The organism is Primorskyibacter sp. S187A (assembly GCF_049800955.1).
GTDB lineage: Bacteria > Pseudomonadota > Alphaproteobacteria > Rhodobacterales > Rhodobacteraceae > JAKVBH01.
Genome location: NZ_JBNAGA010000002.1, coordinates 1,237,713 through 1,255,802, shown reverse-complemented (window position 1 = coordinate 1,255,802; position 18,090 = coordinate 1,237,713). Strand labels below are relative to the sequence as shown.

The following is an 18,090-nucleotide window of genomic DNA, read 5'->3' as shown; positions in this document are numbered from 1 at the left end:
ACATCACGTCAATCGGTAGGGCAGAATATCCCGTTGATCGGGGTTGATATGCACCTGCTGTTCGAGCGGGGGGATCGCTCTTTGATGACATCCCACCCGCTCACAAATGCGGCACGAGATACCGATTGGTTCAAACGTCGCCTCTGCCCCCAGATCGAGATCATCCGCATAACACAGCGCTTGCGCATGTGTGATCTCACAACCCAACGCCATCGCATACCGACGCACCGGCGCACCGTAGCTGCCACCGGATTTGGAGATGTCCCGCGCAATGGAGATGTAACGCACCCCGTCCGGCGTTTCTGCCAGCTGCCTCAGAAACCGGCCCGGTGTCTCGAACGCACGGTGCACGTTCCAAAGGGGGCAGCCGCCACCGTAGCGCGCGAATTGCAAGCGCGTTGCAGAATGGCGCTTCGTGATGGCCCCCGCCTGATCCACACGCACGAAGAAAAAGGGAATGCCTTTGGCCCCGGGGCGCTGCAGCGTCGAAAGCCTGTGGGCCACTTGTTCGATCGAGGTGCCAAACCGCGTCGCGAGCCGTTCCAGATCGTGGCGCGTCTCCCGCGCGGCCTGCAGGAACGCACCGTAGGGCATGAGCGCGGCACCAGCAAAGTAGTTGGCCAAACCAATCAGGGCGATGTCTCGTGCCGTGTCGGATTGAAACCGTGCCAGATCGAGCGTGGCCTGCAACAACTGATGCTGCGACAACAGGGCTGTTTGCAACAAAAGCTGAAACACCCGCGTCTCAGGGGCGGTGCGCATCGATAGCGTCAGAAGTCCGGCATGCCGATCAAAATGGCGCAGCTGTTGGGTATCGCGGTACTCAACTCTAACCCCCTGACGCGCCAACCATGTCTCGGCCGCTTCCGCCACATCACCGCGCGGCGCGGTTTCGGCGAAACGTTCCGCCGCACGATCCACGGCGTCGATGTAATTGTCGCAATAATGAAAGAAATCCCGAACCTCTTCCCACGCGCTCAGCTGTAGGGTCGCGCCCCCTTCCCGCCCCAATGCGGCGTCGAGGGAGGCAAGACGTTCGTGGGTTTGACGATAGGCCGCGTGCAGCTCGAGGATCGCACGAGCGACTGTTGGGGCATTGGACGCGGTCAGCCTCAGATCGGCCAGCGCTGGCCCCTGCTCCCCGAACAGCGGATCCGCGAAGACCTCGCGCATATCCGATACGATCCGCTCTGTTTCTCCCGCATTCAGCTCTGCAACATCAAAGCCAAATTCCTGAACCAGGGCGAGAACGACAGACGTGCTCAGCGGCCGGTTGTTGTTCTCCATCTGGTTGATGTAGGGCAAGGAGACGCCAAGCTTGGCCGCGAAGTCTTTCTGCGTCAGTCCCAGACGCGTCCTCACTTCACGCAGCTTTGCCCCGGCGTAGAGTTTCTGTACTGCCACATTAGCATCCTTTGCAATCACGCCCGCGCATGTTTGCAAATTCAGCGGCCAATGCCCAGCTGTCTCTCGCGAAGGATCACCGACCAAATAGAAACAATCGCCGCCAATGCCGTCGCCAATTGCAGCCAAAGCAGCGGCCAAGCCCCCGTTTCGGGCGCAAGAAGCGCACCAGCCAGCGCCGAGAGGCACGCCCCGCCGCCCAGCATGATCGAGCCACCAAGACCGCTCGCCGTTCCCGCCAGGTGAGGCCGAACTGACAACAAACCGGCGGTCGCATTGGCGATGGACATCCCATTGCCGAGACCGACAAACGTCATGCAGCCGAAAAACACGAGCGGCGTCCCGAACCCCAGAGAGAAACAAGTGATCGACAAGATGATGCCAGCCGCATTGATATAGGTGCCCCACAGGACCATGCGATTGACCCCGACCCGGGCGGAAAACCGGCCAGACATCCAATTGCCAAGGAAATAGCCCATCGCAGGCGCGCCGAAGAAAAAGCCCAGCACTGCAGGGCTCAGACCAAAAACCTCTGACCCGACAAATGGCGCGCCGCCGAGATAGGAGAAGAAGGCGCCTGACGAACAGGCCGCGGCCAGCGCATAGCCCCAAAAGCGCGGGCTGCGCAGCAACTCGGGATATTCCGCGAATTGCCGCCACATGGATTGCCCGGACGGCGTGTGGGTCTCCCCCAGATCGCGCCATGACAGCCAGAGAACAAAACAGCCCAGAAGCGCCAGCAACACGAAACTGGATTGCCACCCGAAGGCCTCATCCAGGACACCGCCGATGGCCGGGCCAATCATTGGAACGACCGCCATGCCCATGGTGACATACCCGATCATCGACGCGGCCTGATCCTGATCGACCATGTCTCGCACCACCGCCCGCGACAGCACCATCGCCACAACGACGACCGCCTGCGCCATGCGAAACGCAAGAAACATCCAGACATTGGTCGCCAGCAAACACCCGATGGTCGCCAGCACAAACAAGGCAACACCATACAAGACCACAGGCCGCCGCCCCACCTTGTCCGACAGGGGCCCCACGATCAGCTGAAGCACGGCATTCACGCCGAGATAGACTGCGACAGAAAGCTGCATCAGGCGGTAATCAGTCTCAAAATACGCCGTCATGCGCGGCAGCGACGGCAGAAAAATGTTCATCACAAGGGCGGACATGCCCGACAACAGGATGAGCGTCGCGATGTGCGGCGCTGTCGTAGGGTCAAGAAAACGTACGATTGGCGGTTGTTTCATTCAATTGTGCTACGTCCCGGCCGGACCGTTGTCCACCAAAGCGTCACCCCGGCGATCAACTTAACAGATTTGCAAATTTGCATGCGGTCTAGAAGACTGATTTGCAAATTTGCCCAAATTTTCTTGTAGCGCCCCTCGTCGCCAGTATGGTGCGGCCCAAGCTGAGATCAAAAGGGACGCCCCACATGAAAGATATCCTGACAGAGCTTGAGAACCGTCGCGACAGCGCACGGCAAGGCGGCGGACAAAAGCGCGTCGACAGTCAGCACGCCAAAGGCAAGCTCACGGCCCGCGAACGCATCGAGCTACTTCTCGATGAAGGATCTTTCGAAGAATACGATATGTTTGTTTCCCATCGCTGCACTGATTTCGGCATGGAGAAAAACCGCCCGGCAGGCGACGGCGTTGTCACCGGATGGGGCACGGTCAACGGTCGCATGGTTTATGTCTTCAGCCAGGATTTTACTGTGCTGGGTGGTTCGGTTTCGGCCACGCATGCGTCGAAGATTTGCAAGATCATGGATATGGCCATGCAAAACGGCGCGCCGGTCATTGGGATCAACGATTCCGGCGGCGCGCGCATTCAGGAAGGCGTCGATAGCCTCGCAGGGTATGGCGAAGTCTTCCAGCGCAATATCATGGCCTCCGGGGTTGTGCCGCAAATCTCGCTCATCATGGGGCCCTGTGCGGGCGGTGCGGTCTATTCGCCGGCGATGACCGACTTCATCTTCATGGTGAAAGACAGCTCCTACATGTTCGTGACCGGCCCCGACGTCGTCAAAACCGTAACGAACGAGCAGGTCACAGCAGAAGAACTCGGCGGCGCCTCAACCCACACCAAAAAGAGCTCCGTCGCAGATGCAGCCTTTGAAAATGACGTACAAGCCATTGCCGAGACGCGCCGGCTGATTGACTTTCTGCCGCTCAGCAACCGCGAAAAACCCCCGGTGCGCCCTTTCTTCGACGATCCACTGCGCATAGAGCCCAGCCTCGATACGCTGGTTCCGGAAAACCCGAACACGCCCTACGACATGAAGGAATTGATCCTGAAGATCGGCGACGAGGCTGATTTCTTCGAAATTCAGGAAGACTACGCCAAGAACATCATCACAGGCTTCATCCGCCTCGAAGGCCAGACTGTGGGCGTCGTTGCAAACCAGCCCATGGTTCTGGCCGGTGTCCTCGACATCGACAGCGCCCGGAAAGCCGCACGCTTCGTGCGCTTCTGCGACGCCTTCGAGATCCCGATCCTGACCCTTGTTGACGTTCCGGGCTTCCTGCCGGGCACAAGCCAGGAATACGGCGGCGTCATCAAACACGGTGCGAAACTGCTGTTTGCCTATGGCGAGGCGACCGTTCCCAAGGTGACGCTCATCACCCGCAAGAGCTACGGCGGCGCCTACGTGGTTATGGCCTCGAAACACCTCCGCGCGGATGTGAATTACGCATGGCCGACCTCCGAAATCGCCGTCATGGGCGCCAAAGGCGCAACAGAGATCATCCATCGCGCTGATCTGGGCGATCCCGAGAAGCTCGCGGCCCATACTGCTGAATACGAAGACCGATTTGCCAATCCCTTCGTGGCCGCCGAGCGCGGGTTCATCGATGAGGTTATCCAGCCCCGTTCGACACGCAAACGCGTCGCACGCGCCTTTGCAGCCCTTCGCAAGAAAAAGCAGTCCATGCCTTGGAAGAAGCACGACAACATCCCGCTCTGACGCCTGACTGCCCGAGATCCGCGAGCAACACGATCCAACCGAGACTTAAGCCATGCCCAAGCTATGGAAAAACCAAGCGTTCACCATTGCCCATGCCGATGACGGGAAGTTCGAGGGCGCAGGGCTGCGGCCGTTCTTTGAATACCGTCAACTTGGCATCACTGAAGCAACGGGCGGGGCCTATGGTGCGCATGTGATCCGCGCAGTTCCCGGTATGGAAAGTCCTGCAGCCTGGCACAGCCATACGCTGGATTTCCAGATGGTCTATGTCACAAAAGGGTGGGTGGTCTTTGAATATGAAGACAGCAGAGAACATCTGCTTCGTGAAGGCTCCTGCGTTCTGCAACCGCCGGGGATCAAGCATCGTGAGGTCCGGCATTCCGACGATATGGAACTGATCGAGATCACAAGCCCCGCAGAGTTTGAAACGCACGAAGAGGACGCGCCATGATCAGCGCGCCCGGACATACAGCGGCACACGGCCTGTCCTGTGCATGCTGCGCAGCCCCGGCGGGAGGAGCCCTGCAAAGGGGCTGGGGCTGCGGATTATTCCTGACGCTCGCCAGTATCGCCGCACCGATCTGGGCAACACCGCTCACTGTGCCGTCAGGCCATGATGTCACGGTGCTGGAGTACCTTGAGGACGCAGACACAGAAGGCAGCGTTCTGCGCGCCCGCTACGTCGCTCCACATGTGAACGCGCCGCAGGACATTGATGCGATTCTCGAGGACATGACGTTTCTGTGCGAAACAGATGCCCTGCCGAAACGCGATGGCTTGAGCGAAATTCCAGACCGCATTGTTGTCTCTTTATCAGCCGCTCCGCTGTCATTTGGCGAAATCAATGCCGAGGTCGCGCAGTATTTCGAGGTTTATCGCATCGAAAACGGCCGCTGCATCTGGGAGCTATACTGATGCATCCACAAGATGTAGCGGCGGGACGCAAAGCGCGAGCGGAATTTGATGCCTGCGCGCCACAGCCCTGTGGGCAACTCGAGAAAACGTATATTTTCGGGAGCTTATCCGCTACTCTTGATCTTGGTTACACCCTAGTGACCTATCAAAAGTTGCAGGTGCGCTTGGCCGGTTTGTCCACAAGCGCGCCTGTTTTGACTGACAGGAGTAAAACATGTCGAAGAGCCTCAAGCTCCTGGCGATGGCTGGCCTCGTTGTGGCCGTTTCCGCTTGCGCACGTGAATCGCAGCAGGAAGAGTTTATCGTCGTTGATCCGGAGCCGATCTCAACAGAGCCCGTCTACACCGGAAAATACAAGTAAGACCAAATACAGGGGACGGGCTTTCGGGCCCGTCCTCCCTCAAACCGCCTGCCTGACACCTCCGCCGCTGCGAGGTGCGTTATGATCAAGCATCGCGGCTTCCCGTCCAGATTGCCGGGCACAGATTTCCAATTCACCATCAGACGCGCCAATCCCAAAGGGGTGACCGCAATTGTGCCGCGAGAGCGCTTTCGCGACAGACGCCCGCCCGACAAGCGCGCGGATGCTTGGTTCATGGCTGCGCTTTGGGCGCATTTCGGGCCAGAGCCTTTCGCGCGCGGCAATTTGGATGCCGGTAGGCTCAGCTGGCTCTTTGGCCGTGAGGTCCTGCCCTATGATGATCCCTTTGATCCCGAGTCCTACGACGCTTTGCTTGTGATCGACGAGGATGTCGCGCGTCGCAGCTTTCCGGATGCTTTTGATGGGAGCCTGATATGAGCAGATTCCCGCGCACGTTGCATCAAGACTCGCGGACAGCCGCCGAAATTGACGCCATACAACATCAGTTCTTGGATTCGACGCCTGCGTCGGCGCAAGATGTGTTTATTAACGTTGTGCGGGCCCTCCAGTCTTGGCTTGCGCAGCACCGTTACCCTTCCCTACCCGGGCGGTTATGCGCATCCCCTTCGCTGCCGCCCGGTTTTTCTTTTTTCTCAGAGACTTGCAAAGAGCAAAGACCAGCCGAAAATCGGACCTCACCATCTGGTGACTGGCGTTCGCGCTCAATGTGCCGTGAAGATTTCCCTACTGACACACAACAGTCGGAGACTTCACGATGCGCAAATTCATCTTACTCAACCTCAGTTTGTTCACTCTCGCCGCGTGCGGTTATACTGTGGGCGAGCAAACACTGGCCGGCGGGACAGTTGGCGCCGCAAGTGCGCTGGTTCTGGAGGGCGATCCAGTCAAAGGCGCCATCATCGGCGCAGCTGGCAATCTCATCCTATGCCAGTCGCGGCCCTCGCAGTGTAATTGACGTAAAGTCATCCACCTGTCGCACTTTCGCATCAGTACCCAGAAATACGCTTTATTCCCGTGGCCTTACCAACCGCGCCCGGTATGCTTCGCACATTGGGGGGCTTCGAGCTATTGGAGCCAAGGCTGATGAGTACAGGCAGAATTTCTACGTTTCTTATCCTGGCGTGCTGCGTTCTTTTGAGCGCCTGCGCCAAACCCGACCATTCTTCGCGGTCGGCTTATTCAATGGTCAGTGCTCCTTTGGCGGACTGACCCGACCACTTAACAAGACAGACCACAGCACTGGCTCCGCGCGTCCGCGCCCGGGGCCTTTTGCGCGTGCCTAAGACCAAGACTGGAAGGACCACAGGATGTTCAAAAAACTGCTGATCGCCAACCGGGGCGAGATTGCCTGCAGGGTCATCAAGACCGCACGCAAAATGGGTATCCCGACAGTTGCCCTTTATTCCGACGCCGACAAATCCGCACTGCACGTGCAGATGGCCGATGAGGCCGTCCACATCGGTCCACCGCCTGCAAACCAGTCCTACATCGTGATCGACAAGGTCATGCAGGCGATCAAGGACACGGGCGCAGATGCCGTGCATCCCGGCTATGGGTTTCTGTCGGAGAATGCCAAATTCGCCGAAGCGCTCGAGGCTGAAGGCGTGGCCTTTGTCGGCCCACCCAAGGGCGCGATTGAGAGCATGGGCGACAAGATCACGTCCAAGAAGATCGCTCAGGACGCCAATGTCTCCACCGTGCCGGGCTACATGGGCCTGATCGAAGATGCGGAAGAGGCAGTGAAGATCTCCAACGAGATCGGCTACCCGGTGATGATCAAGGCCTCCGCGGGCGGCGGCGGCAAGGGTATGCGCATCGCCTGGAACGATGACGAGGCGCGTGAAGGCTTCCAGTCGTCCAAAAACGAAGCGGCCAACTCCTTTGGCGATGACCGCATCTTTATCGAGAAATTCGTGACGCAACCGCGCCACATCGAGATTCAGGTCTTGGCCGACCAACACGGCAATTGCATCTACCTTGGCGAACGCGAGTGTTCGATCCAGCGCCGCAACCAGAAAGTCGTCGAAGAGGCCCCCTCGCCTTTCCTCGATGAGGCCACCCGCAAGGCCATGGGCGAGCAAAGCTGCGCGCTGGCCAAAGCCGTAGGGTATGCCAGCGCCGGAACCGTGGAATTCATCGTCGATGGCGACAAGAACTTCTACTTCCTCGAGATGAACACCCGCCTTCAGGTCGAACACCCCGTAACCGAGCTGATCACCGGCGTTGATCTTGTCGAGCAGATGATCCGCGTGGCCGCAGGCGAAAAGCTGAGCCTGACGCAGGACGACATCAAACTGACAGGCTGGGCCATAGAAAACCGGCTCTACGCCGAAGACCCCTATCGCAACTTCCTGCCCTCCATCGGGAGGCTCACACGTTACCGTCCGCCGCAGGAGGTCGCATCAGGGCCCATGCTGGACAACGGCACGTGGCACGGCGATGCCCCAACTGGCACGACCGCAGTGCGCAATGATACCGGCGTCTATGAAGGCGGCGAAATCTCGATGTATTACGACCCGATGATCGCCAAGCTCTGTACTTGGGGCCCCGATCGCGCCCAGGCGATTGAAGCGATGCGTGTGGCACTCGACAGTTTCGAAGTCGAAGGCATCGGCCATAACCTGCCCTTCGTCGCCGCCGTGATGGACCATGACATCTTCATCAAGGGCGACATGACGACGGCCTTCATCGAAGAGCAATATCCCGACGGTTTCGAGGGTGTGACATTGGACGACTCTGCCTTGCGCCGCGTGGCCGCCGCCGCCGCCGCGATGCACCGCGTGGCCGAAATCCGCCGCGCCCGCGTCTCTGGCCGGATGGACAATCACGAACGAAAGGTCGGCTCTGATTGGGTCGTCTCCCTGCAAGGCACACAGTTTGCTGTGACAATCAATGCCGACAAATCCGGCGCGGACGTTACGTTCTCTGACGACGAGACACTGCGCGTTGAAGGCGATTGGACGCCCGGTGACGCTTTGGCCGATATGACGGTCGGTGGCGCGCCGCTAATCCTGAAGGTCGGCAAAATCACCCACGGCTTCAACCTGCGTACACGTGGCGCAGAGCTGGCCGTGACCGTGCGCTCCCCACGTCAGGCCGAGCTTGCCGCGCTCATGCCCGAAAAGCTGCCGCCTGACACCTCAAAAATGCTACTCTGCCCGATGCCCGGCCTGATCGTTAAGGTCGACGTCGAAGTTGGCGATGAAGTGCAGGAGGGCCAGGCGCTTTGCACGGTCGAGGCGATGAAAATGGAGAACATCCTGCGCGCCGAAAAGAAAGGCACCGTGACGAAAATCAACGCCGCTGCTGGCGATAGCCTCGCGGTGGATGATGTCATCATGGAGTTCGAGTGACGCCATGCGTGAGTGCGCCTGCCTTTTGAGAGGAGCGGCTCAGCTCCCCTCGCGCTCTGCGCGCCTGTCGCGGACTTCCTGCTGGCGCATCGGCATCTTGTCGATCGTGCGGGAAATTTCGCGCACATCAAAAGGCAGGGGCTTGCGCAGTTTGATCCCGCCGTCCTTGCCGATGAGCACCATCATGAAACCGCGCGGGCGGAGCTTTTCGCGCAGCGGCGACAGAACGGTCGGATCCGTATCGGTCAACACAACCACGTCTCGCTCGGCCAATTCATCCAGCCGTTCAGTCAGGAATTGCATCTGGCGCACATATCGTGGATCTGCCGGACTGTCCGAGAAGACGACGATGGGCCGCTTGACCCAGAGATATTCATCCAGCTGGTGCTCGCCAGACGGCTGGATCAGCTCTGCTAAATCCACATCCTGGGCCTCCTCCGCCGAGGCACCCATCCCGAAACACATAGCCATCGCCAATATCCAACGCATCGCAATACCTCCGATCCCAGATATAGGCCGCCTCCCCTCACTTGCGAAGGCAAGTTGACGTGATTTCCTGCGTTTGCAGATAAAAAGGACCGATCCCCATGAGCGCCAAGAGCCCCACCAAAGAAGACTGGAAACAGCTCGCCGAGAAAGAACTGCGCGGGCGTCCGCTTGATGATCTGACGTGGCACACGTTGGAGGGCATTTCTGTCCAGCCGCTCTACACCGAAGATGACACGAAAGACCTGCCGCATATGGGATCCATCCCCGGCTTCGGCCCCTTTACGCGCGGCGTGAAAGCCACGATGTATGCGGGCCGCCCGTGGACGATCCGTCAATATGCGGGCTTCTCCACTGCGGAGGAAAGCAACGCTTTTTATCGCAAAAACCTCGCCGCAGGACAGCAGGGCGTCTCTGTCGCCTTCGATCTGGCCACACACCGAGGCTATGACAGCGATCACGAGCGCGTTGTGGGCGATGTGGGCAAGGCGGGCGTGGCGATTGACAGCGTGGAGGACATGAAAATCCTCTTTGACGGCATCCCGCTCGATAAGGTCTCGGTCTCCATGACGATGAACGGCGCGGTGATCCCGATCCTCGCCTCCTTCATCGTCGCGGGCGAAGAGCAGGGCCACGACAAAAGCGTCCTTGCAGGCACCATCCAGAACGACATTCTCAAGGAGTTCATGGTCAGAAACACCTACATCTACCCGCCCGAACCGAGCATGCGGATCATCTCGGATATCATCGGCTATACGTCTGATAACATGCCGAAATTCAACTCGATCTCGATCTCCGGCTACCACATGCAGGAGGCGGGTGCGAACCTCGTTCAGGAGCTCGCCTATACGCTGGCCGATGGCCGCGAATACGTGAAGGCGGCGGTCGATGCGGGCATGGATGTCGATAAATTCGCAGGCCGTCTGAGCTTCTTCTTCGCCATCGGCATGAACTTCTTCATGGAAATCGCCAAACTGCGCGCGGCGCGGCTTCTGTGGCACCGCGTGATGACCGAATTCGGCGCGCAGAACGAACGCTCCAAGATGCTGCGCACCCATTGCCAGACCTCGGGCGTCTCCCTGCAAGAACAAGACCCCTATAACAACGTCATCCGCACCGCCTATGAAGCCATGAGCGCGGTGCTCGGCGGCACGCAAAGCCTGCATACCAATGCCCTGGATGAGGCCATCGCCCTGCCCACGGAGTTCTCCGCCCGCATCGCGCGCAACACCCAGCTGGTGCTGCAAGAAGAAACCGGCGTGACAAATGTCGTCGATCCGCTGGCGGGGTCCTATTACATCGAAAGCCTGACCAATGAGCTCGCCGAGAAGGCATGGGCCATGATGCAAGAGGTTGAGGAGATGGGCGGCATGACCAAGGCCGTGGCCTCCGGCATGCCCAAACTGCGCATCGAAGAAAGTGCTGCAACGCGCCAGGCGATGATCGACCGCGGCGACGAGGTCATCGTCGGCGTCAACAAATACCGCAAGGAGAGCGAAGACCCGATCGACATCCTCGATGTCGACAACGTCGCCGTGCGCGAAGCGCAGGTCGCCCGCCTCGAACAGATCCGCGCGAGCCGTGATCAAGCCGCCTGCGACGCCGCATTGGCGGAACTGACCCGCCGTGCCTCCGAGGGCGGCAACCTTCTCGAAGCGGCGGTCGAAGCCGCCCGTCACCGTGCCTCAGTAGGAGAGATTTCGATGGCCATGGAAAAAGTGTTCGGCCGCCACCGCGCCGAGGTCAAGACGCTGGCTGGTGTGTATGGCAAGGCCTATGAGGGCGACGAAGGCTTCGCCGCGATCCAGAAATCAGTAGAAGACTTCGCCGAGGCGGAGGGCCGCCGCCCGCGCATGCTGGTGGTCAAGATGGGGCAGGACGGGCATGATCGCGGCGCCAAGGTCATCGCCACGGCATTCGCCGATATCGGCTTTGACGTTGACGTGGGTCCGCTCTTCCAGACGCCCGCCGAGGCCGCACAAGACGCCATCGACAACGATGTGCATGTCATTGGTATCTCCAGTCAAGCGGCCGGTCACAAGACCCTGGCCCCGCAATTGATCAAGGCGCTCAAGGATGCCGACGCGGAAGATATCATCGTGATCTGCGGCGGCGTGATCCCGCAACAGGATTATGAGTTCCTGCACCACGCAGGGGTCAAAGCGATTTTCGGCCCCGGAACGAACATCCCCGAAGCAGCGCAAGACATATTGCGACTCATCCGGGAAACCAAAGGCGTCTAAACCCTACTTTTGCCCTCAAATACCTTGGGGGAGTCTCCGCAGGAGACGGGGGCAAAGCCCCCAACCAAACCTAACGAAGTGCGCGTCGCCACCCGGCGGCGCGCGCTTCACGTTCGCTGGCAAAACACCGTTCGCCCTTGCGCTCCGATATCTTGACCCTGGCATAATCCCGCTGTCCAGGCGCATGGTAAATCTGTTCACCAGACTTTGAGATATTGCCCTTGATCATGCATGTCTCAGCAACGGCCGCGGCAGCCTGTGCCCGCTGAGCCGCGCGATGCTCCCAGGGCGCAGTCATTTGAAAGGCCCAAAGGCCGTGCCCGGCAGAAGAGGCGCGTCGCTCCAGCGCGAGATACGCAGCCGTTGCATATTTGGGATGCGCCCGCGCGCGGCCTTGCGAAATAAGGTAAGCCCCGAGATCCTCGCCACCGATGAAACACTGCGCGACAACACGATCGTAGGACCGCGCGCCCCTGTCCAGACAGACAACATCCCGTCGGGCAAGATCCCGCGCCAAGGCCAGGCGCATCGCCTCGCCACATCTGAAATACCCTTCGTGGCCCAGACACAGTTGATCCCGCTCCGGCGCATCAATTCCAGCAATGCGCACAGAAATGCCGTGCAGCCGCAGACCATCTCCGTCCACAGCTGTCGCCTTGCCATGCAACTTCTCACCAGCAAAAGTGGGCAGCGCGAAACACGCTGCCACGAACATCACCACCAATCTCACCACGCCTTGAATGTCGTCTCCGACACCCAAATACGCAACGTGACACCTTAACCAAGGTTAACGGGACGCAGAACTAACGCTGGGATGTCTGCCAGTAAGGATGCTGCCACGGCACAACATTGGCCCGCGCCAGCATATCGCGCCCCAAGATGTGGTCCGCGGCCTTCTCACCGACCATGATCGAGGGCCCGTTCAGATTGCCGTTGGGAATACGCGGAAAAATCGAACTATCCGCCACGCGGAGCCTCTCCACACCGATCACACGACATTCCGGATCAACAACCGCCTCACGATCATCTTCCGCGCCCATCTTGCATGTGCCACAGGGGTGATACGCACTCTCGGCATGCTCCCGCACGAACGCATCGAGCCCCGCATCGTCTGCAACCCCATCGTCCGGTTGGATACGGTGCTTCACGAAGGGCTGCATCGCAGGCTGGTCAAAGACTTCCTGACACAGGCGCAAGCATTGCCGGAAATCGATCCAGTCCTGCTCTGTCGACATGTAATTGAACCGAATGACCGGAGCGTCTGCCGGATCAGCCGACCGCAAACTCACGCGTCCCCGCGATGGGGAGCGCATCGGACCTGTGTGGGCCTGAAAGCCATGCCCTTCCGCAGCAGCCTGACCATCATAGCGCACGGCCAGCGGGAGGAAGTGAAACTGGATATCCGGATAAGAAAGACCGGCACGGGAGCGAATGAAACCGCAGCTTTCGAACTGATTCGACGCGCCCAAACCGCGCTTGAAAAACAACCATTGCGCGCCGATCATGGCCTTCGAGAGGAGGTTCCAATGGCGATAGAGCGTCACAGGCTGTCGCGCGGCATACTGGACATAGACCTCGAGATGATCCTGCAAATTCGCGCCCACCCCGGGCCGGTCCGCGACGACATCAATCCCATGTTCTGCCAGATGAGACGCAGGACCAATGCCTGAGTGCAACAAGAGCTTCGGTGAATTGATCGAAGATGCCGCCAGAACAACCTCGCGCCGCGCATGGATGATCGTTCCTCCCGCCAAAGCCACGCCAGTGGCGCGATTGTCCTCGATGACAACACGTTCCACCAATCCGCGCACCAAATCACAATTCGCGCGCTTCAAAGCGGGCCTGAGATAAGCATTGGCAGCAGACCAGCGTCGACCACCGTAAACCGTCATCTCGAAAGGCCCAAAGCCCTCTTGCCGTGCGCCGTTGTAGTCTTGCGTCTCTGCATATCCGGCCTCTTGCGCCGCGGTTACAAAGGCGTTGTGCAAAGGATTGTCGCGCGGCCCCCGGGTCACGTGAAGGGGCCCATCCACGCCCCGCCAGCCACGTTCACCACCATGGCTGGTCTCCATCCGCCGGAAATAGGGCAGCACATCTGCATAGGCCCAACCGCGCGCGCCGCTCTCCTCCCAATGATCGAAATCGCCTGCATGGCCACGCACATAGACCATGCCATTGATCGAAGACGATCCGCCGATGACCTTGCCGCGCGGGCAGACCAAACGCCTGTTGTCCAGATGCGGCTCAGGCTCCGACATATACCCCCAATCGTAGCGCGACATGTTCATAGGATAACTCAATGCCGCAGGCATCTGGATCAAAGGCCCCCAATCGGAGCCCCCATGTTCCACGACCAGCACGGAGGCCCCCGCCTCGGACAATCGATATGCCATGGCACAACCGGCAGAGCCCGCGCCCACAATCACATAATCCGCCTGCATCAGAACCTCACGAATTCAGATAGCCAAGGAAGAGCGAGACAAAGGCACCCACATGCACCACCATTATGGCGCGGTCTTTCCACATGACGCCAACGGCGAACCACAAGAAAATCCCCACGAAAAAGGCAAACACATTCCACGGCACAATATTGAGCCCCGTGAGCCCATAGCCGATGAGTTGAATGACCGTGGCCACCCATTTCACAACATCGACGGTTTGTATCTTGGCGGGGGGTGTGGTGATCTCAGACATCAGAACGGCGCCTCCACGTTGCCCATGCGGACATAGACGGATTTCAGCTGCGAATAATGCTCAATGGCAGCCTTGGAATTCTCGCGCCCCACGCCTGACATTTTGGCTCCGCCAAAAGGGGCCTCGACGGGCGCATCATTGTAGGAGTTGATAAAGCACGAGCCTGCTTCCAGTTGGCCTATTACGCGGTGCGCGCGGGCCAGATCGCGCGTGAAGACCCCTGCCGAGAGGCCGAACTCTGTCGCATTGGCCCGCGCGATAACCTCGTCCTCATCCTCGAAATCAAGCACCGCCATGACCGGGCCAAAGATCTCTTCGCGCGCAATCGCCATGCCATCGGACACATCGGCAAAAACGGTGGGTTCGAGATAGAAGCCCGGCCGATCCAGACGCGCCCCCCCCGTCACGAGCCGCGCGCCCTCTGCTTGCCCTGTCTCGATGTAGCCTTGCACGATCTGCATTTGCCGTTCCGAGACCATGGGGCCAAAATTCGTCGCCTCATCCAGCGGGTCTCCGATGACAGCCTGGGCCAGCCGGGCGCTGAGACGTTCCAGAAAAGCCTCCTTGATAGTGCGGTGCACAAAAACACGGGTTCCGTTGGAACAGACCTGACCGGAGGAGTAGAAATTGCCCAGAATGGCGCCGCCGACGGCGTTGTCCAAATCGGCATCCTCGAAGATCACGAGGGGCGATTTGCCGCCAAGCTCCATGGTGACATGTTTGATCCCCTCGGCCGCAGCGGCATAGACTTTGCGCCCCGTGGGCACAGATCCTGTGAGCGAGACCTTGTCGACCCGTGCATCGCCCACCAAGGCGCCGCCAACAGCGCCGCCTCCCTGGATCACGTTGTAGAGGCCCGCAGGCAGCCCCGCTTCATGCAGGATCTCCGCAACCTTGAGCGCACAGAGCGGCGTTGTCTCGGAAGGTTTGAACACCATCGCATTGCCGCAGGCCAATGCTGGCGCGCCTTTCCAGCACGCGATCTGCGTCGGATAGTTCCACGCACCGATGCCCACGCACAGACCCAAAGGCTCCCGCCTCGTGTAGACCCAATCCTCGCCGAGTGGGATGTGCTCCCCGGTGAGCGCACCGGCCAGACCGCCGAAATACTCCAGCGCATCGGCACCGGAGGTGGCATCCACATACAGCGTCTCTGAGAGCGGTTTGCCCGTGTCGTGGCTCTCCAGGATCGACAGATCGCGATTGCGCTCCCGGATCATGTCTGCGGCGCGACGCAGGATACGCCCCCGCTCCGTCCCGCTCATAGCCGCCCAGGCTTTTTGCGCAGCACGGGCACTGGTGAGGGCATCCTCGATGATCGCAGGCGTGGCTTCATGGACCTGTGCGATGATCTCACCCGTTGCAGGGTAGATCACGGGCATTGACGCACCGGAGATATCTTCAACATAGCGCCCATTGACGAAGTGGCTCGCAACGGGTTGGAGATCATAGGGCATGGCTGTGTGGGCTCCCTTGGGAAATGCGTATTTTGGGCCAGAAGAAGAGGTTATTCGCCGCGTGGAAACCGGGCGTTTTCTTCCACGTCGTTGAGGTCCATGTGATTGCGCATGTAGCGATCCGAGGCCTTTTGCAGCGGCTGGTAATCCCATGGGAAATACGCGCCGTTGCGCAACGCCTCATAGACGATCCAGCGGCGGGCCTGGCTTTCGCGGACCTGCGCGTCAAAGGCCTCAAGATCCCAGCGGGCCTCCGATTTCGCGCGCAGGGTTTGCAAGGTGCCCTGGTGCGCCGGATCCGCTGCGAGGTTGGTCAACTCATGTGGATCGGCGTCGAGATCAAAGAGCTGATCCGGATCGAGGGCGCAGCGGGTGTATTTCCACTTCCCATAGCGCAGTGACACGAGCGGGGCGTAGGAGGCTTCTGCCGCATATTCCATGGCAACCGGGCTGGTACGTTCCGCGCCTTGGGCCAACGGCACAAGGCTTTCGCCTGTGGTCCATGGCGCCACCTCCTCCATGGAGACGCCAGCGAGATCACAAAGGGTCGGGCAGACGTCGATGGTGCTCACGGGCGTGGTTTCGAGGCGCGGCGCGAGCCCCGGCGCGCTGATCATCAAAGGTACCCGCGCGGAGCCTTCGTAAAAGCTCATTTTGAACCACAGGCCACGCTCACCGAGCATGTCGCCGTGATCAGAGACAAAGACGATGATGGCTTCCTGACGGGTGGTCTCCAAGATCTCCAACAAGTCGCCGATTTTTTCATCGAGATAGGAGATGTTCGCAAAATAGGCACGGCGGGCGCGGCTGATATCCTCGTCAGTGATGTCAAAGCTGCGCCAGTCATTGGCATCGAAAATGCGCTGCGCGTGGGGGTCGTGCGCCTCGTAATCCAACGCAGGCACACTTGGGGAGAGATGCGCGCAATCCTCGTAGAGATCCCAGTATTTCTTACGCGCCACGTAAGGATCATGGGGATGGGTGAAACTGACCGTCATGCACCAGGGCCGCGTCTCTTTTCCGCGCGCCAGATCGTAGAGTTTGGCGCCCGCGTGATACGCCACCTCATCGTCATATTCCATCTGGTTGGAAATCTCGGCGACACCAGCTCCGGTGACAGAGCCCATATTGTGATACCACCAGTCAATGCGCTCACCCGGCTTGCGGTAATCGGGGGTCCAGCCGAAATCGGCCGGGTAGATATCCGTCGTCAGGCGTTCTTCAAAGCCGTGCATCTGATCTGGGCCCACGAAATGCATCTTGCCAGACAGACAAGTGTGGTAGCCTGCGCGGCGTAGATGATGCGCGTAGGTTGGAATGTCTGAGGCGAATTCGGCGGCGTTGTCGTAGACTTTCGTGCGCGACGGCAAAAGACCGGACATGAAACTGGCGCGGCCCGGTGCGCAGAGAGGTGATGCGGTATACGTATTTTGAAACCGCACGGAACGCGCCGCAAGCTTTTTGAGATTGGGCGCGTGCAGCCAATCTGCGGGGCCATCTGGAAAGAACGTCCCGTTGAGCTGGTCGACCATGAAAATCAGAATATTGGGCTTGGTCATCTGTCGGACTCCAACATGTCATCAAGGGCTTGGAGTGTGAGGCGCGTGGCTTCGCCAGCCCCCAGCGCACCGGCGCGCAAAGCCTGCCTCAGGTAATGGCCATCAATGAGCGCCGCAAGCGTTTCGGCACTAGCCTCGGGGCGATGTGTCAGACCGCGCAGCGCATGGCGCAAATTCGAGCGCAACCGTGCCTGATAGATCTGCAACAAGTGTTCTGCGCGTGGAGAGGTTTGCGCCATGACATAGAAGTTGAGCCATGCCGCGATGGTTTGGGGCTCAAAACATGACGGCGCGAAAGAGGCCCGGATCAGCGCCTCCAACCGCGCGCGCGGCGAGTGCGCCCCACGCAGCTCAGCGCGCACTTCATCTCGGAAACCTGCGAGGATATGAGCCATGGCCGCGAGGAACAAATCATCCTTGCCGCCAAAGTAATGATGCGCGAGCCCCGATGAAACGCCCGCGCGTTTGGCGATCTTCCCGACGGTCACATCGAGCGAGCCCTCATGGCCAATTTCGGCAATCGTGGCTTCGACCAATGCAGCCCGCCGCAGCGGCTCCATCCCAAGTTTTGGCATCTCGCGTCTCCTCTCGGCGCAAGATGCTTTTTTTTAATTGAC

The 18,090-nt window shown here is 59.6% G+C and carries 17 protein-coding genes; 8 read left to right on the top strand and 9 right to left on the bottom strand.

Features of this window, described 5'->3' with window-relative positions; genetic code table 11:
* Nucleotides 1-3: 3 nt before the first annotated feature.
* Nucleotides 4-1,404: a helix-turn-helix domain-containing protein gene (locus ACP15S_RS17140; RefSeq protein WP_425040846.1), complete on the bottom strand. Its 1,401-nt coding sequence runs from the start codon at nt 1,402-1,404 to the stop codon at nt 4-6.
* 41 nt (nt 1,405-1,445) lie between these two features.
* Nucleotides 1,446-2,666, bottom strand: coding sequence for a multidrug effflux MFS transporter (locus tag ACP15S_RS17135; protein ID WP_425040845.1), 1,221 nt, complete (start codon nt 2,664-2,666; stop codon nt 1,446-1,448).
* A gap of 185 nt (nt 2,667-2,851) precedes the next feature.
* On the opposite strand from ACP15S_RS17135, the gene ACP15S_RS17130 reads away from it, so the two are divergent.
* The 7 genes from ACP15S_RS17130 (at nt 2,852) to ACP15S_RS17100 (ending at nt 9,034) form a co-directional block, all read left to right on the top strand.
* Nucleotides 2,852-4,384, top strand: coding sequence for an acyl-CoA carboxylase subunit beta (locus tag ACP15S_RS17130; RefSeq protein WP_425040844.1), 1,533 nt, complete (start codon nt 2,852-2,854; stop codon nt 4,382-4,384).
* Nucleotides 4,385-4,436: 52 nt separating this feature from the next.
* A complete protein-coding gene (locus tag ACP15S_RS17125; RefSeq protein ID WP_425040843.1) occupies nt 4,437-4,835 on the top strand; it encodes a cupin domain-containing protein in 399 nt (132 codons plus the stop codon).
* Nucleotides 4,832-5,299, top strand: coding sequence for a DUF6497 family protein (locus ACP15S_RS17120; protein WP_425040842.1), 468 nt, complete (start codon nt 4,832-4,834; stop codon nt 5,297-5,299). The genes ACP15S_RS17125 and ACP15S_RS17120 overlap by 4 nt, the downstream gene beginning before the upstream one ends.
* A gap of 214 nt (nt 5,300-5,513) precedes the next feature.
* On the top strand, nt 5,514-5,660 hold the full coding sequence (locus tag ACP15S_RS17115; protein ID WP_425040841.1) for a hypothetical protein: 147 nt from the start codon (nt 5,514-5,516) through the stop codon (nt 5,658-5,660).
* An 81-nt stretch (nt 5,661-5,741) separates the two neighbouring features.
* Nucleotides 5,742-6,098: a hypothetical protein gene (locus ACP15S_RS17110; RefSeq protein WP_425040840.1), complete on the top strand. Its 357-nt coding sequence runs from the start codon at nt 5,742-5,744 to the stop codon at nt 6,096-6,098.
* Nucleotides 6,099-6,435: 337 nt separating this feature from the next.
* A complete protein-coding gene (locus tag ACP15S_RS17105) occupies nt 6,436-6,636 on the top strand; it encodes a hypothetical protein (protein WP_425040839.1) in 201 nt (66 codons plus the stop codon).
* 352 nt (nt 6,637-6,988) lie between these two features.
* On the top strand, nt 6,989-9,034 hold the full coding sequence (locus ACP15S_RS17100) for an acetyl-CoA carboxylase biotin carboxylase subunit (RefSeq protein ID WP_425040838.1): 2,046 nt from the start codon (nt 6,989-6,991) through the stop codon (nt 9,032-9,034).
* Nucleotides 9,035-9,073: 39 nt separating this feature from the next.
* On the opposite strand, the gene ACP15S_RS17095 is transcribed toward ACP15S_RS17100, so the two are convergent.
* A complete protein-coding gene (locus tag ACP15S_RS17095; protein ID WP_425040837.1) occupies nt 9,074-9,523 on the bottom strand; it encodes a DUF4174 domain-containing protein in 450 nt (149 codons plus the stop codon).
* Nucleotides 9,524-9,621: 98 nt separating this feature from the next.
* Between ACP15S_RS17095 and scpA the strand changes: the two genes are divergently transcribed.
* On the top strand, nt 9,622-11,763 hold the full coding sequence (gene scpA / locus ACP15S_RS17090) for a methylmalonyl-CoA mutase (RefSeq protein ID WP_425040836.1): 2,142 nt from the start codon (nt 9,622-9,624) through the stop codon (nt 11,761-11,763).
* Nucleotides 11,764-11,833: 70 nt separating this feature from the next.
* Here scpA and ACP15S_RS17085 read toward each other — a convergent pair whose 3' ends face one another.
* The 6 genes from ACP15S_RS17085 to betI form a co-directional block, all read right to left on the bottom strand.
* Nucleotides 11,834-12,496: a thermonuclease family protein gene (locus tag ACP15S_RS17085; RefSeq protein WP_425040835.1), complete on the bottom strand. Its 663-nt coding sequence runs from the start codon at nt 12,494-12,496 to the stop codon at nt 11,834-11,836.
* 70 nt (nt 12,497-12,566) lie between these two features.
* Complete coding sequence (betA, locus tag ACP15S_RS17080; RefSeq protein ID WP_425040834.1) at nt 12,567-14,204, bottom strand: choline dehydrogenase; 1,638 nt, start codon at nt 14,202-14,204, stop codon at nt 12,567-12,569.
* 7 nt (nt 14,205-14,211) lie between these two features.
* Nucleotides 14,212-14,457, bottom strand: a complete 246-nt coding sequence (locus ACP15S_RS17075; RefSeq protein ID WP_425040833.1) for a DUF6552 family protein — start codon at nt 14,455-14,457, stop codon at nt 14,212-14,214.
* Entirely contained in the window at nt 14,457-15,914 is a 1,458-nt protein-coding gene (gene betB / locus ACP15S_RS17070) for a betaine-aldehyde dehydrogenase (RefSeq protein WP_425040832.1), read from the bottom strand. Before betB ends, ACP15S_RS17075 begins: the two co-directional genes overlap by 1 nt.
* Before the next feature lie 50 nt (nt 15,915-15,964).
* Nucleotides 15,965-17,473, bottom strand: a complete 1,509-nt coding sequence (gene betC, locus ACP15S_RS17065) for a choline-sulfatase (RefSeq protein WP_425040831.1) — start codon at nt 17,471-17,473, stop codon at nt 15,965-15,967.
* Nucleotides 17,470-18,048 carry a choline-binding transcriptional repressor BetI gene (gene betI, locus ACP15S_RS17060; protein WP_425040830.1) on the bottom strand — a complete coding sequence of 193 codons (579 nt, stop codon included), beginning with the start codon at nt 18,046-18,048 and terminating at the stop codon, nt 17,470-17,472. The genes betC and betI overlap by 4 nt, the downstream gene beginning before the upstream one ends.
* Nucleotides 18,049-18,090 lie beyond the last annotated feature (42 nt).

Excerpts from the sequence above, each read along its gene's own strand:
- ACP15S_RS17075 (WP_425040833.1), bottom strand. The coding sequence starts at position 14,457 with ATGTCTGAGATCACCACACCCCCCGCCAAGATACAAACCGTCGATGTT.
- betC (WP_425040831.1), bottom strand. The coding sequence starts at position 17,473 with ATGACCAAGCCCAATATTCTGATTTTCATGGTCGACCAGCTCAACGGG.
- ACP15S_RS17125 (WP_425040843.1), top strand. The coding sequence starts at position 4,437 with ATGCCCAAGCTATGGAAAAACCAAGCGTTCACCATTGCCCATGCCGAT.
- ACP15S_RS17130 (WP_425040844.1), top strand. The coding sequence starts at position 2,852 with ATGAAAGATATCCTGACAGAGCTTGAGAACCGTCGCGACAGCGCACGG.
- betB (WP_425040832.1), bottom strand. The coding sequence starts at position 15,914 with ATGCCCTATGATCTCCAACCCGTTGCGAGCCACTTCGTCAATGGGCGC.
- ACP15S_RS17135 (WP_425040845.1), bottom strand. The coding sequence starts at position 2,666 with ATGAAACAACCGCCAATCGTACGTTTTCTTGACCCTACGACAGCGCCG.
- ACP15S_RS17110 (WP_425040840.1), top strand. The coding sequence starts at position 5,742 with ATGATCAAGCATCGCGGCTTCCCGTCCAGATTGCCGGGCACAGATTTC.
- betI (WP_425040830.1), bottom strand. The coding sequence starts at position 18,048 with ATGCCAAAACTTGGGATGGAGCCGCTGCGGCGGGCTGCATTGGTCGAA.
- scpA (WP_425040836.1), top strand. The coding sequence starts at position 9,622 with ATGAGCGCCAAGAGCCCCACCAAAGAAGACTGGAAACAGCTCGCCGAG.
- ACP15S_RS17100 (WP_425040838.1), top strand. The coding sequence starts at position 6,989 with ATGTTCAAAAAACTGCTGATCGCCAACCGGGGCGAGATTGCCTGCAGG.
- betA (WP_425040834.1), bottom strand. The coding sequence starts at position 14,204 with ATGCAGGCGGATTATGTGATTGTGGGCGCGGGCTCTGCCGGTTGTGCC.
- ACP15S_RS17095 (WP_425040837.1), bottom strand. The coding sequence starts at position 9,523 with ATGCGTTGGATATTGGCGATGGCTATGTGTTTCGGGATGGGTGCCTCG.
- ACP15S_RS17115 (WP_425040841.1), top strand. The coding sequence starts at position 5,514 with ATGTCGAAGAGCCTCAAGCTCCTGGCGATGGCTGGCCTCGTTGTGGCC.
- ACP15S_RS17120 (WP_425040842.1), top strand. The coding sequence starts at position 4,832 with ATGATCAGCGCGCCCGGACATACAGCGGCACACGGCCTGTCCTGTGCA.
- ACP15S_RS17105 (WP_425040839.1), top strand. The coding sequence starts at position 6,436 with ATGCGCAAATTCATCTTACTCAACCTCAGTTTGTTCACTCTCGCCGCG.